Below are 13,117 nucleotides of genomic sequence, written 5' to 3' on the forward strand. Positions count from 1 at the left end.
GTCGTCCGCGCCGCGCTTCGCGGCCCGCGGACCCTCTGTTATGCTCCGCGCCCATGATCCCCGTCGAACTCCGCAGCGACACCATGACCCGGCCCACGGCCGCGATGCGCCGAGCCATCTCCGAGGCCGAGGTGGGCGACGACGTGTGGGGCGAGGATCCCACCGTGAAGCGGCTCCAGACGAAGGTGGCCGAGCTCCTCGGCAAGGAGGCCGCGCTCTTCGTCCCGTCGGGCACGATGGCGAACCAGATCGCCCTCCTCTGCCACACGCAGCGCGGAGACGAGGTGCTGCTCGGCTGGGGGAGCCACTGCACGAGCTACGAGGCCGGAGCGGCGGGCGCCTTCGCGGGGATCCAGACCCAGGAACTCGGGCGCGCCGGGCTCCTCACCGCAGAGGAGCTCGCAGCGGCTCTGCGCCCACCCAACGGACACCAGGCCCACCAGCGCCTGGTGTGGCTCGAGAACTCGCACAACCGCGGGGGCGGTCGTGTCTATGCGCCGGCGGCGGTGCGCGCGATCGCGGGGGTGGCGCGCGCCGCGGGGCTGGCGCTCCACCTCGACGGCGCGCGGCTCCTGAACGCGGCCACCGCGTGCGACTGCTCGCCGGCGGAGCTCGTCGCGGCCGTGGACTCCACCTCGATCTGCCTCAGCAAGGGGCTCGGGGCCCCCGCGGGGTCGGTCCTCGCGGGGACGCGCGCCTTCATCGAGCGTGCGCGACGGGCACGCACCATGTTCGGCGGCGGACTGCGCCAGGCGGGGATCCTGGCCGCCGCCGGGCTGCACGCGCTGGATCATCACGTGCGTCGGCTCGTCGAGGACCACGACAACGCGCGCCTGCTGGCCAGCGGGCTGGCGGGGCTCCCAGGCCTGCGCCTCGACCCGACCGCGGTCGAAACGAACATCGTGATCTTCGACCTCGAGCCCCCGGCCCCCGACGCCGAGACGCTGGTCGCACGCGCGCGTGCCGCGGGGGTCCTCGTCGCCGCCGTCGGTCCCCGACGGGTGCGCGCCGTCACGCACCTCGACGTGAACCGCGCACAATGCGAGCACGCGATCTCCGTGCTGGACCATGCGCTCCGCCCCTGAGCTCCTCCTCGCCCTCGTGCCTCTCGCGCTCGGCGCGGCCTGCGGCGCGAAGCCCGTGCTGCCGCTCGATTACCGGCGAGCGCTGCAGCTCGAACGTCGTGGAGAGCATCGAGGGGCCATCGAGGCCTACGCCGCGGCCAGCCGCTCGTGCGGGCCCGACGCCGCGCTCTGCGACGTGGCGCGGCTGCGGGGCGCGCAGCTCCTGACCAAGGTCGGCCAGCACCAGGCCGCGCTCCGCGCCTTTCAGCGCCTCGGCCAGAGCACGCTCGACCCCGAGACGGGAGCCCGCGCGCTCCTCGAGGCCGGGCGGCTACTCGAGGGCCCGCTGCGCGAGCCGCACGGGGCCCTCGGCCTCTACCAGCAGGTCATCGTCCGCTACCCGGAGGAGGCCCCTGCCGTGGAGGCGGTCCGCGCGCTCGTCAGGCTCTACCGCGGAAGCGATCGCGCGGCCTCGCTCGTCCGCCTCCTCCACCACCTCTATCGCGCCGTCGAGGCATCGCGCCTCGCGGGGAACCTGCTCCTCGCCGCGGCGGAGCTCTACGAGGCCCGCGGCGAGCTGCGTCAGGCCGTGGCCATTCTCGACCAGCTCGCGGAGCGGCACCCGAAGAGCCCCGTGCGGGACGACGGCATCTACCGGGCCGGCACCCTCCTCGAGCGACTGAAGGATTGGGAGGGGGCCCTCCGCCGCTACCGGAAGCTGCTGGCGGGCCAGAGCTACGCCTTCCTGGGCGGTTCCTTCGGCTCGATCCACATGGACGACGCCCAGCTGCGGGTCGGCGTGATCCAGCTCCAGGCGCTAGGTCGCCCGCGAGCGGCGCTCGAGAGCTTCGCCGCCGTCCGCGACGACTATCCCCGTTCGCTGCTGCGGGACGACGCTCAGTGGTGGATCGCGCAGGTCCACCTCCAGAGCGGCCATCGCGAGGCCTCCTGCGCCGCGCTCGCGCGCTTGCTCCGGGACTTTCCCGACGGCAACCACGCGCGCCGGGCCCGGTTGCAGGAGGCGGCCCTGCGCTGCACCCCCGTCGGCACCCCGCCGCGGAAGTCGTGGTAGCATCGCCCGCCGTGATTCGCCTCGAGGATGTACACAAGGCCTTCGACGAGCCGCTGCTCAGCGGGATCGACCTGGCGATCGCTCGCGGGACCATCTGGGGCCTCGTGGGTCCCGCGGCCTCCGGCAAGAGCGTGCTCCTGAAGCTCATCTGCGGCCTCGTACGCCCCGACCACGGGCGGATCCTCGTCGGCGAGGACGACCTGACGACCCTCGAGGAGCACGAGCTGATGCGACCTCGACGACGCATCGGGATGCTCTTCCAGAACAACGCGCTCTTCGACTTCATGAACGTGCAGGACAACGTCGCCTTCCCCCTCGTCCGCGCCGGGGTGGCGCCCGAGGAGGCGCTCGCCCGCGCCGCCGCCCGGTTGAAGGCCGTGGGGCTCGCGGGGAGCGAGCTCAAGCTGCCGTCTCAGCTCTCGGGGGGGATGAAGAAGCGCGTCGCCGTCGCGCGCGCCAGCGTCTCGGACCCCGAGATCGTGATCTACGACGAGCCGACGGCCGGACTCGACCCGGTGACCACGAGCAAGATCTACGAGCTGCTCGCGGCGGACCACGCCCGCTCGGGAGCCACGGTGGTCGTCGTCTCGTCCGACGTGGACGCCCTGCGCTCTTTCGCCGGCGAGATGGCCCTGCTCTACCAGGGGAGGCTGCGCTACAACGGCCCCTCCGCCTCCATCGAGGAGAGCCCCGACCCCGTCGTGCGCCAGTTCGTGCGCGGTGACCTGGAGGGACCGCTATGAGCGCGCTCATCCAGCGCCTCGGCAGCACCGTGCTCGGCACCACCCGCCAGGTGGGCGGCGTGGGCGTCCTGCTCCTCCAGGTCCTTCGCGCCCTCCTCCCGTATCCCTCGATGGACGGCCGCGAGCTCTGGCGCAACCTCTACAAGATGGGGGTGCGTTCGGTACCGATCATCATCCTCACCGCCTTCTTCACCGGCGCGATCCTTGTCATCCAGAGCGGCATCTTCGTGCGGCGCTTCGGCGCCACCGGCCTCCTCGGCTGGGGGACGGGCTACTCCACCTTCCGCGAGATCGGCCCCATCCTGATCGCCCTCATGTTCAGCGGACGCGTCGGAGCCAACAACACGGCCGAGCTCGGCACGATGACGGTCACCGAGCAGATCGACGGCCTACGGGCCCTGGCCATCGACCCCGTGCGCTACCTGATCGTGCCGCGCGTGACCTCGATGATGATCATGCTCTTCCTCCTGACCGTGATCGGGGACCTCGTCGCCATCTCGGGCGGGGCCCTCTTCGGCAAGCTGGTCGTGGGGGTGGATTTCTCCATTTTCTGGCAGAGCCTGCTCGCCAACCTGACGGAGTGGGACCTCCTCCACGGCCTCATCAAGTCCGCTGCCTTCGGACTGGTGATCTCCCTGACCAGCTGCTACTTCGGCATCAGCGTGCGGGGAGGTGCCGTCGGAGTGGGGCGCGCGGTGAACGCCGCGGTGGTCGCGGCCGCCGTGGGGATCCTCGTGGTGGACTGCCTCCTCACCCTCTCGCTCGAGTGACCGATGAGCGCCCCCCTCCCCTCCCCCGACGCGCGCAGCCCCCTCCTCCGTCAGCCGGCGGTGAAGCTCGGCTCGGTCGTGGTCGAGACCTGGCGGGCGGGTCGCGCTCTCCTCGGGGTCTTCGTCTCGACGCTCCGTCAGACGCGGGCCGGTCGCCGCGAGCCGGGCGAGGTCGGCCGCCAGATGTTCGAGGTGGGCAACCGGTCGCTCTTCTTCCTGGCCGTGACCCTCGGCTTCATCGCCATGGTCTCCATCTTTCAGGTCTGCCTGCAGCTGAACCGCGTCACGGGTGACCTCTCCAAAGTCGGGCTCGAGTTCATCAAGCTCATCATCCACGAATCCGCCCCGACGTTGACGGCCATGATGCTCGCCACCCGCGTCGGCGCCGGCATCGCCGCCGAGGTCGGCTCGATGGTGGTGACCGAGCAGGTGGACGCGCTCCGCATGTGCGGCGTGGACCCGGTGGGCTACCTCGTCGTGCCGCGCTTTTTGGCCTGCCTTCTGATGGTGCCGGCGGTCTCCGTCTTCTCGGCCGTGATCGGCATCTCGAGCGGCTGTGCCATGGCCTACTTCACCTTCGGCGTGAACCCGCGACTCTTTCTCGACTTCACCGCGGTGACCCACGGCGACGTCATCACCGGAGTGACCAAGTCGATCGCCTTCGGCGCGGCGATCCCGGTGGTCTCCGGCTACTGCGGCCTCACCACGCACGGCGGCTCGGAGGGGGTCGGCTCGGCTACGACGCGGGCGGTGATCAACTCCTCCATCGCGGTCCTGGTGCTCGACTTCCTCCTCGGGACGCTCAGCTTCATCGTCTTCCCGCCGCAGGTGGGCCAATGATCGAGTTCCGTCAGGTCCACAAGGCCTTCGGCGCGCAACAGGTCCTGCGCGGACTCACGCTCGAGGTGCGAAAGGGCGAGATCCTCTTCATCATCGGCACCTCCGGCGTCGGGAAGTCCGTCACCATCAAGCACCTGGTGGGGCTCCTGCAACCCGACCGGGGCGAGATCCTCCTCGACGGCGTGCCGGTCCACGGACTCCCCGAGCGGGCCTACTATCCCCTGCGCAAGCGCTGCGGGATGGTCTTCCAGCACTCCACGCTCTTCGATTCGCTCTCGGTGCTCGACAACGTGGCCCTGCCCCTCCGCAAGCATCGCCGCCTGAGCGAGCGTGCCGCGCGCGAGGAGGCCCTGCGCCGGCTCGAGATCGTCCAGATGGAGCGTTTCGCCGCGCGCTATCCGTCGGAGCTCGGCGACGGTCTTCGCAAGCGGGTGGCCATCGCGCGCACCCTGACCCTGGACCCGGAGTACGTCCTCTTCGATGAGCCGACCACCGGCCTCGACCCCGTCTCCGCGCGTCGCGTGGACCAGCTCATTCTTCGACTGAAGGAGCTCGGCGTCACCTCGGTGGTGGTGAGCCACGATCTGAAGAGCATCTTCGGCGTGGCGGACCGCATCGCCTTCATCTATCAGGGGGTCGTCCACCTCCTCGGCACGCCGGCGGAGTTCCGCGAGACGCGCGACCCCGTGGTGCGCCAGTTCATCGAGGGTCGCTCCGACGGACCCATGGAAACGCCCGGCTTCTGAGACGCTCTGCGCACACGGGAGACGCTATGCGCGATCGGGGTATCGAGTTCAAGGTGGGCCTGCTGGTGCTGGGGGCGCTCGGCGTCCTCGCCGCGCTCATCGTCACCCTCGGGAACTTCTCCCTCGCCAAGGGCTTCACGGTGTCGGTGGACTTCGAGTTCACCGGCAACCTGCACGCCGGCGCCCCGGTCAAGGTGGCCGGCATCCGGCTCGGGAAGGTACAGAAGATCGAGTTCCTCGGCGGCCGCCCCGACCCGAAGACCGGTCGGCGGGTCTTCGTGCGCACCAGCCTCTGGCTCGACGACCAGGCCAAGGGGACCGTCTATTCCGACGCCGAGTTCTTCATCAACACCCAAGGGGTCCTCGGCGAGCAGTACGTGGAGATCGTCCCCGGCACCCCCGCGGCGCGCCCGATCGAGGACGGCCAGGTGCTCTCCGGCGTCACGCCCCCCCGCACCGACCTCATCGTGGCCCGGCTCTACGAGTTCCTCGAGGGGGCCACCCGGCTCCTCACACGCGAGCGGGACACGATCAGCGACCTGCTCCGCTCCTCGGCCAAGGCGATCCGCACCGTGGATACGCTCCTCACAGCCAATCAGGACGAGATCAAGCGGCTCCTCGGCAGCCTGGACAAGTTCGCCCTCGAGACGACCGAGCTCGTGAAGTCCGTCCGCGCCGGCGTCGGGGACCCCCGGCGCCTGAGCGCGATCGTCGGGAACCTCGACAAGACCACCGCCTCCGTGAGCAAGAACATCGACGCGCTCCTCGGCAAGACGAGCCGCACCCTGGACGGCCTGCTCAACGTGACGGACGCCATCGGCCCCCCCGAGAAGAAGAACGTGAAGCGGGCCCTCGACCAGCTCGTGAAGCTGGCCGACCGCGTCTACCTCATCGCCGGGGACGCGAGGACCATGGTCGAGCGGCTCGCGCGCGGCAAGGGGAGCGCGGGGGCCATCCTCGTCAAGGACGAGCTCTACGACGACCTCAAGGAGATGGTGCGCGACCTGAAGCGAAACCCCTGGAAGTTTCTCTGGCGCGAGTAGCGGGGCCCCGATGCTGGTCTCCGAGCGGCTGCAGCAGGCGGTGGGCGTGGCCCTCGTGCTCCTCCTCGGAGGGGCGCTCGGGCTGCTCGTCCGCGCGAGCCGCCACCCGCTCACCACCGGCTACCGCCTGCACGTGGACTTTGCCCGGGTGGAGAACCTGAAGGAGGGCGTCGACGTGCGGCTCTCGGGACGACGCCTGGGGCGGGTGCTGGCGGTGCGGCGTTCCATCCCGGGCGAGACGCCCCCTCCTCTCGGCCCGGTGCGCGTCACGGTCTGGATCGAGCGCGCGCAGGGCCAGCTCTTCTGGCGCAACGCCCAGGTCTACCTGAACTCCGTCGGGGGGGTGATCGGCGAGCGCTACCTCGAGGTCGGTCCGCCCGCCGGAGCGCCCGAGGCTCCGGCTGCGCCCGAGTCCGCGCTCCGCGGCATCGACCCGCCGGTGCTGGACCGGCTGCTGAACGAGAGCTTCCGCACCATGAACCTCGCCCTCCGGATCTTGAAGGAGGAGGCTCCGAGCCTGCGCACCATCGGCAGCGGGATGGCGCACATTCGGAAGCTCCTCGCGGAGACCGGGGTGAACGAGGCCCCGGGGCGGCTAAAGGCACGCGTCGTGACCCTTCTCGACGAGCTTCGGGGCCTCGAGAACGCGTTCAACCAGGCCACCGAGGGAGGTCGCGCGGTCACCCGCCTGCGCGGCCGCGTGGAGCGCCTGGTCGACGGGCACGGGCCGCAGGTGCGGACGCTCGTACGCCGCGCCGAGCGCCTCTCCACGGCGGTGGGCGAGCTCGAGCAGCTCGTCGACCCGCGCAAGAAGGCCCTGGTCGCCGCGTTCGAGCGGCTGGACCGGGCGGCTACGCTCGCGAAGGCCATGACCCGTCAGATCGCGGCCCTGATGGCCCGCGTGGAGCGCGGCGAAGGGAGTCTCGCGCGCCTCGCCAAGGACCCCGAGCTCGTGGACGACTTCAAGGAGTCGCAGCGCACGATCCGCGAGACCCCCTGGAAGGTCCTCGGCAAGCCCCCGCGCGAGCGCGCCCCCCGCGGCGCACCGAAGAGGTAGGTCTCAAGGGGGAAACGCCTCGTTGCGCGATCAATCAAACATGGGCGCATCGTGGCCGAGGTGCCTATGTTTGGCTATTCCCACTCGATCGTGGCAGGTGGCTTCGACGAGATGTCGTAGACCACGCGGTTGATCCCCGGGACCTCGTTGATCACGCGGCTGCTGATGGTGGCGAGGAGCTCGTACGGGAGCTTCACCCAGTCCGCCGTCATGCCGTCCGTGGAATGCACGGCGCGCAGCGCGAGGACCGACTGATAGGTGCGGCCGTCCCCCATCACGCCCACCGTCTGGACCGGCAGGAGCACGCCGAACGACTGCCAGATGCTGTCGTAGAGCCCGGCGGCGCGGATCTCCTCGTCGATGATCGCGTCGGCCTTCTGTAGCAGCGCCACGCGCTCGGCTGTCACCTCGCCGAGAATGCGCACCGCCATCCCCGGTCCGGGGAAGGGCTGCCTCCAGAGCACGTGGTGCGGGAGCCCGAGCTCCTCCCCCACCTGCCGCACCTCGTCCTTGAAGAGCTCGCGCAGCGGTTCGACGAGCCGCATGCGCATGCGCTCGGGCAAGCCCCCCACGTTGTGGTGCGTCTTGATGGTGGCCGAGGGGCCGCGGTGCGAGCTGCTCTCGATCACGTCCGGGTAGAGCGTCCCCTGGAGCAGATAGTCCGCCGGCGGTACCAGACGCTGCGCCTGCTCCTCGAAGACCGCCACGAACTCCGCCCCGATGAGCTTGCGCTTGCGCTCGGGGTCGGTGACCCCCGCGAGGCGCTCCAGAAAGCGCCGGCGCGCATCGACCACCACGAGGGGCATACGCAGCTGCTCGGCGAAGACCTGCTCGACCTGCGCCGCCTCGCCGGCCCGCAGGACGCCGTTGTCCACGAAGATGCAGCTCAGCCGCTCGCCGATCGCCCGGTGCGCGAGGACAGCCGCCACCGAGGAGTCCACCCCGCCCGAGAGGCCGCAGACGACGCGCGCCGTGGGTCCCACCTGTTCGCGGATCCGGGTCACCTCCGTCTCGACGAACGAGGCCATCGTCCAGTCGCCCGCGCAGCCGCAGAGGGCGTGGACGAAGTTGCCGAGCATCAGCTCGCCGCGAGGAGTGTGCGCCACCTCGGGGTGGAACTGCACGCCGAGGAGCCGGCGCGTGGGGTGCCAGATCGCGCAGTGCGCGGTGTTCTCGCTGCTCCCGACCGCGACAAAGCCCTCGGGGAGGCTCTCGATGCGGTCGCCGTGGCTCATCCAGACCGCGAGCTCGCCCTCCTCGTCGAGCCCGCGCCAGAGCGGGCAGTCGCGGTCGAGGACCCGCACCTTCGCGCGCCCGTACTCCCTGCGCTCCCCCGGCGCCACCCGCCCGCCGAGCAGCTCGGTCATGAGCTGCAGGCCGTAGCAGATGCCGAGCACGGGGACCCCGAGCTCGAACACCTCCTTCGAGATGCGCGGGGCGTCGGTCTCGTAGACGCTCGCCGGCCCCCCGGAGAGGATCACGCCCGCCGGCTGCATGGCCCGAAGCTCCGCCAGGGAGATGGTGCAGGGGCGGATCTCGCTGTAGACGCGGAGCTCGCGCACGCGGCGGGCGATGAGCTGCGTGTACTGCGAGCCGAAATCCAGGACGACGATCGATCTGCGCGCCACGACGCTACTCCACGCGGTAGTTGGGGGCTTCTTTCATGATGATCACGTCGTGTACGTGGCTCTCGCGCTGCCCCGCGGCGGTGACCTGGACGAAGCGCGCCCGCGTCCGCAGCTCGGCGAGCGTCGCCGCGCCGACGTAGCCCATCGCCGCGCGCACGCCGCCGATGAGCTGGTAGACGCTGTCCGCGAGCGGCCCACGATACGGGACGCGCCCCTCGATCCCCTCGGGGACGAGCTTCCGGTCGTCGGTCACGTTCATCTGGAAGTAGCGGTCGCGGCTGCCGTCCTGCATCGCGCCGAGGCTCCCCATGCCGCGGTACATCTTGTAGCTGCGACCCTGGTAGAGGATCTTCTCCCCTGGGGCCTCGTCGGTGCCGGCGAAGAGACTGCCCACCATCACCACGTGCGCCCCGGCGGCGAGCGCCTTCGCCACGTCCCCCGAGTACTTGATGCCACCGTCGGCGATCACCGTCGCCCCGTGCCGCTCCGCCACGGGCGCGCAGGCCCAGATGGCCGTCATCTGCGGCACGCCCACCCCCGTCACGACGCGGGTGGTGCAGATCGAGCCGGGCCCGATGCCGACCTTGATCGCGTCGGCTCCCGCCTTCGCCAGCGCCTCCGCTCCCTCCGCGGTCGCCACGTTGCCGGCCACGATCGGGAGGTCGGGGTAGCTCGCCCGCACGGCGGCGACAGTGTCGATGACCCGCTGGCTGTGGCCGTGCGCCGTATCCACGCAGATCACGTCGCACCCCGCCTCGACGAGGCGCGCCACGCGCTCCTCGCGGTCGGCTCCCACGCCCACCGCGGCCCCCACGCGCAGGCGCCCGCGGTCGTCCTTCGCCGCGAAGGGGTGCCGCTGAGCCTTCTCGATGTCCTTGATCGTGATGAGCCCCTTGAGCATCCCCTTGCCGTCCACCACGAGCAGCTTCTCGATGCGATTCGTGTGCAGGAGCTCCTTCGCCCGCTCCAGGTCCACCCCTTCGGGCGCCGTGACGAGCTCCTCGGTCATCAGGTCCGCTACCCGCTGGTCCAGGTTCTTCTCGAAGCGCACGTCCCGGTTGGTGAGGATCCCGACGAGCCGCCCTTCCTTGACCACCGGCAGCCCCGAGAAGCTGTGGGTCTGCATCAGGTGGATGGCGTCACCGAGGCGCTGGTCGGGGTGCACGGTGAGCGGGTCCACGACCATCCCCGTCTCGGCGCGCTTCACCTGGAGCACCTCCTTCGCCTGGTCGGCGGGGGAGAGGTTCCGATGCACGATCCCGAGTCCTCCCTCTCGCGCGAGGCAGATGGCCGTCGCCGACTCGGTCACGGTGTCCATGGCCGACGATACGAGCGGGATCTGGAGGGCGATCCCGCGCGCGAGGCGGGTGGTCACCGCCACCTCGGAGGGGAGGACGGTGCTGTGCCCCGGGACGAGCAGGACGTCGTCGAAGGTCAAGGCCACGGGCATGGTGCGGTCGTTCATCGGACACCTCCGCCCGGGCGGTCCACCCGGGGCTCGCTCGTCGGTCGCGGCCGACCTAGGAATCCTTCACCGCGCTCTTGCGCGTGCGGACCAGCGTCCCCTCGGCCTGTTCCACCGCCCGATGCAGCGCGTCCACGAGGGTCGGGTCCGTCCCGCTCGTCCGCAAGAGCTGCGACACCGTCTCCAGGTCGGGGGCATCGTCCTCGGCGGACTCGGTCTGCAGCTCGAGGTAGTCGGCCACCACGCGAATGAGCTGCACCCCGACGTGCTCCTCGGGAGGGTCCCAGATGCCGAGCGCCTTCGCGCCGAGGGTGCGCAGGCTCGGGCTCAGCCCGCCGGGCATGGTCGGCTTCGCCGAGAAGGCCACCATCACGTCGGCCGCCGGGCTCGCCCCCAGCTCTCTCCGGAGCGCCACGTCCAGGCCGAGGAGGTGCGCGGCGAGCGCCGTCCGAGCCACCGAGAGCTCGTCGAGCCCGATCTCGCGGGCCATCAAGCGGCTCAGGTGCGCGTACTCCCGCGAGGTGGCCCCGCCCGGGTCGATGCGCTCCTCGAGCATCGAGACCAGCACTCCCACCGAGGCCAGGAGCTCGCCCAGCAGCCCCTCGAGGTCGGCTGGATCGGTGGCTCCGGGAAGCTGCAATGGGGCAGGCGTCGGCACCGCGGCCAGGGCTTCGTGCTCGTCCGTCAGCACTTCGGTCTCGGCGAGCGTCCGCAGCGTGGGCAAGGGAGGCGTCAGGTCCGCCAGGCGCGCGAGGTCGGCCGCCCCGCCGCGCTTGGCCGAGAAAGCTGGCTGGAGCGTCGTGATCGGATCGGGCGGAGCCGCTTCGGGCTCGCTCAGCTCCTCGGAGAGCTCGATCTGCTCGAGGTCGAGCTCCTGGGTCCGATCCTGCCCCGTCGGCGTCGAGAAGGGGGTCGTCCACTCGAGCCCCGGAGCCTCCGCTCCCGGCCGCAGCAGCGAGCGCCCGCGGATCTCCGGCGGAGCGGCCCGACGCTCGAAGGTCGGGAGCGGCCTCTGCGCCGAGGCCGGTACGGAACGCCCTCGCGGCGCGGCCAGGCGCTGCACGGTGGTCTTGGGCAGATCCTGCGAGTCGTCGTCAGAGACGGTGTCCGGCGAGGGCTCGGGGAGCGCCGCGATCTCCTTGGCCAGCGATGGATCCAGCTCCACCTTTCCCGGGATCAGGGACACCTGGGTGTCTCCGATCTGGAGCAGGTCGCTGTCCTCGTCGCGATCCATGCGCGGCACGGGAGCGAGCTCCCCCGCCACCTGCTCGGTCGCGCCGTACGCCCGCGCGATGGCGTCCAGGATCACCGACCGCCGCGCCAGGTAGGTACGCACCTCCACCACGCGGCTGGCCGCGCGCAGGCGCTTCAGCCCCTCCTGATCGGACGGGTCGAACATGACCACGGAGAGGGTCCCCTTCGCCAGGTCCAGGTCCAGCGGCAGGAGAACCAGCTCGCGGGCGAGGGCCCTAGGCACCCGACGTCGGAGATCCGGCGAGAGCGTAAGGTGCAGCAGCCGCTCCTCGGGGATGGCCGGCACTCCGAGTCGGCGCGAGAGGAGAAAGAACAGGTCGTCCTCGGTAACCAGCCCCCGCCGCAAGAGCCACTCCGCGAGCGATCCCCCGCCCTGCTTCTGGTGCTGCTGCAGGGCGTGCTCGAGGTCGAGGGGCGGGATGGCCTCCTCTTTCCTCAGGATGTCGATGAGCTGGGTGTTGACGGGCATGCCACCTCGGGCGAGCGCGCGCAGTATAGTGGGGTTGTTTCGGGTTGCCTACCCTATGGTGGCGTGGCCCCCGGAGGCCCCCGCGACCTGCGCCGGTCGAGAAGGACGTCGTGTCCACAGGCATGTGCTTTGCACGTCGCTACGCGAAGGGCAACCACCTTCGCGCGCCCCACGCTGGAGTTCGGTGCACGTGAGACTTCCTCTGCTGCTCTGCCTATTACCCGCCGCCGCCGGGGCTGCGCCGGCGCCCCGCCTCCCTGTGGTGGCCTTCCTCCCGCTCGAGAGCGTGAACCTCTCCGCAGCGGAACGCCGCCACGTGGAGCTGCTCCTCCGCCGCAGCGTCACGGTCGGGAAGGGCTATCGCCCGCTGGCGGAGAACCTCCTCGAGCAGGAGCTGCGGGCGCGCCCCGCGAGCTGCCTCCGGGACCTCCCCTGCACGATCGAGCTCGGGCGGGCCGTCGGGGCGAGCCTCGTGGCGGCCTGGCGCGTCGGGCGCCTGGGGAACACCACGGTGGTCCGGTTGACGACGGTAGATGTGGCCCGCGGGGCGCGGCAAGGCACCTGGCAAGAAGTCCTGCGCGCTCCCGGTGACGAGAGCCTCTCCGGCGCGCTGCGGAGACTGGCGTTCGCGGGCCTTCCGGCCCCCCCTCCCGGCCGCCCGTGGTACCGCCAATGGTGGGTCTGGACCGCTGCGTCGGTGGCCGTGGCCGGGATCGTGACCTCCACCGTGCTGCTGGCGCGACGCGGGTCCGAGCGACCCGACGTCATCATCGTGCCGCCCCGCCCCTGAGCCGCGCCGCTCCCGAGCGAGCCGCGACCCCTCCCCACCCGAGCTGTCACACCACGTTGACAGGCGGGGCCTCCCGACCTGTCAAACGCATGCGACGCTCGGCGCGACGGCGCGCGCCATGGACTCCTCAACCTCGCGCGAGAGCACGCACTTCAAGGTGCGCCGGGCCTGGTCCG

Annotated in this window: 12 protein-coding genes; 9 read left to right on the forward strand and 3 right to left on the reverse strand. The window is 71.1% G+C overall.

All coding sequences use genetic code 11. From position 1 onward, the window contains the following. The first annotated feature begins 53 nt into the window (after positions 1 to 53). The 8 genes from ltaE to IT371_18825 are packed head-to-tail and all read left to right on the forward strand — an operon-like array spanning position 54 to position 7,335. A complete protein-coding gene (ltaE, locus tag IT371_18790) occupies positions 54 to 1,085 on the forward strand; it encodes a low-specificity L-threonine aldolase (GenBank protein MCC6749720.1) in 1,032 nt (343 codons plus the stop codon). Then, positions 1,069 to 2,136, forward strand: coding sequence for a tetratricopeptide repeat protein (locus tag IT371_18795; GenBank protein ID MCC6749721.1), 1,068 nt, complete (start codon positions 1,069 to 1,071; stop codon positions 2,134 to 2,136). The genes ltaE and IT371_18795 overlap by 17 nt, the downstream gene beginning before the upstream one ends. Positions 2,137 to 2,147: 11 nt before the next feature. Further along, positions 2,148 to 2,879, forward strand: a complete 732-nt coding sequence (locus tag IT371_18800) for an ATP-binding cassette domain-containing protein (protein MCC6749722.1) — start codon at positions 2,148 to 2,150, stop codon at positions 2,877 to 2,879. Between the two features lie 8 nt (positions 2,880 to 2,887). Further along, complete coding sequence (locus IT371_18805; GenBank protein ID MCC6749723.1) at positions 2,888 to 3,649, forward strand: ABC transporter permease; 762 nt, start codon at positions 2,888 to 2,890, stop codon at positions 3,647 to 3,649. A 3-nt stretch (positions 3,650 to 3,652) separates the two neighbouring features. Then, positions 3,653 to 4,489 (forward strand): ABC transporter permease, encoded by an 837-nt coding sequence (locus IT371_18810; GenBank protein ID MCC6749724.1) that lies wholly within the window; start codon positions 3,653 to 3,655, stop codon positions 4,487 to 4,489. Further along, positions 4,486 to 5,235: an ATP-binding cassette domain-containing protein gene (locus IT371_18815; GenBank protein MCC6749725.1), complete on the forward strand. Its 750-nt coding sequence runs from the start codon at positions 4,486 to 4,488 to the stop codon at positions 5,233 to 5,235. The genes IT371_18810 and IT371_18815 overlap by 4 nt, the downstream gene beginning before the upstream one ends. A gap of 26 nt (positions 5,236 to 5,261) precedes the next feature. Then, positions 5,262 to 6,278 (forward strand): MCE family protein, encoded by a 1,017-nt coding sequence (locus tag IT371_18820; GenBank protein ID MCC6749726.1) that lies wholly within the window; start codon positions 5,262 to 5,264, stop codon positions 6,276 to 6,278. A gap of 10 nt (positions 6,279 to 6,288) precedes the next feature. Continuing rightward, on the forward strand, positions 6,289 to 7,335 hold the full coding sequence (locus IT371_18825; GenBank protein ID MCC6749727.1) for an MCE family protein: 1,047 nt from the start codon (positions 6,289 to 6,291) through the stop codon (positions 7,333 to 7,335). 74 nt (positions 7,336 to 7,409) lie between these two features. On the opposite strand, the gene guaA is transcribed toward IT371_18825, so the two are convergent. Genes guaA through IT371_18840 form a run of 3 tightly spaced genes read right to left on the reverse strand, consistent with a single transcriptional unit; the run spans position 7,410 to position 12,151 of the window. Beyond that, positions 7,410 to 8,963 (reverse strand): glutamine-hydrolyzing GMP synthase, encoded by a 1,554-nt coding sequence (guaA, locus tag IT371_18830; protein ID MCC6749728.1) that lies wholly within the window; start codon positions 8,961 to 8,963, stop codon positions 7,410 to 7,412. 4 nt (positions 8,964 to 8,967) lie between these two features. Next, positions 8,968 to 10,428, reverse strand: a complete 1,461-nt coding sequence (guaB, locus tag IT371_18835; GenBank protein MCC6749729.1) for an IMP dehydrogenase — start codon at positions 10,426 to 10,428, stop codon at positions 8,968 to 8,970. A 55-nt stretch (positions 10,429 to 10,483) separates the two neighbouring features. After that, positions 10,484 to 12,151, reverse strand: a complete 1,668-nt coding sequence (locus tag IT371_18840; GenBank protein ID MCC6749730.1) for a hypothetical protein — start codon at positions 12,149 to 12,151, stop codon at positions 10,484 to 10,486. A gap of 190 nt (positions 12,152 to 12,341) precedes the next feature. On the opposite strand from IT371_18840, the gene IT371_18845 reads away from it, so the two are divergent. Continuing rightward, on the forward strand, positions 12,342 to 12,941 hold the full coding sequence (locus IT371_18845) for a hypothetical protein (protein MCC6749731.1): 600 nt from the start codon (positions 12,342 to 12,344) through the stop codon (positions 12,939 to 12,941). The last annotated feature ends 176 nt before the right edge of the window (positions 12,942 to 13,117 follow it).

This window comes from Deltaproteobacteria bacterium, assembly GCA_020848905.1.
GTDB lineage: Bacteria > Myxococcota_A > Polyangia.

What these genes read in the sequence shown, in the direction of transcription:
- ltaE (MCC6749720.1), top strand. Translation starts at nt 54, where the DNA reads ATGATCCCCGTCGAACTCCGCAGCGACACCATGACCCGGCCCACGGCC.
- IT371_18795 (MCC6749721.1), top strand. Translation starts at nt 1,069, where the DNA reads ATGCGCTCCGCCCCTGAGCTCCTCCTCGCCCTCGTGCCTCTCGCGCTC.
- IT371_18810 (MCC6749724.1), top strand. Translation starts at nt 3,653, where the DNA reads ATGAGCGCCCCCCTCCCCTCCCCCGACGCGCGCAGCCCCCTCCTCCGT.
- IT371_18815 (MCC6749725.1), top strand. Translation starts at nt 4,486, where the DNA reads ATGATCGAGTTCCGTCAGGTCCACAAGGCCTTCGGCGCGCAACAGGTC.
- IT371_18820 (MCC6749726.1), top strand. Translation starts at nt 5,262, where the DNA reads ATGCGCGATCGGGGTATCGAGTTCAAGGTGGGCCTGCTGGTGCTGGGG.
- IT371_18825 (MCC6749727.1), top strand. Translation starts at nt 6,289, where the DNA reads ATGCTGGTCTCCGAGCGGCTGCAGCAGGCGGTGGGCGTGGCCCTCGTG.
- guaB (MCC6749729.1), bottom strand. Translation starts at nt 10,428, where the DNA reads ATGAACGACCGCACCATGCCCGTGGCCTTGACCTTCGACGACGTCCTG.
- IT371_18840 (MCC6749730.1), bottom strand. Translation starts at nt 12,151, where the DNA reads ATGCCCGTCAACACCCAGCTCATCGACATCCTGAGGAAAGAGGAGGCC.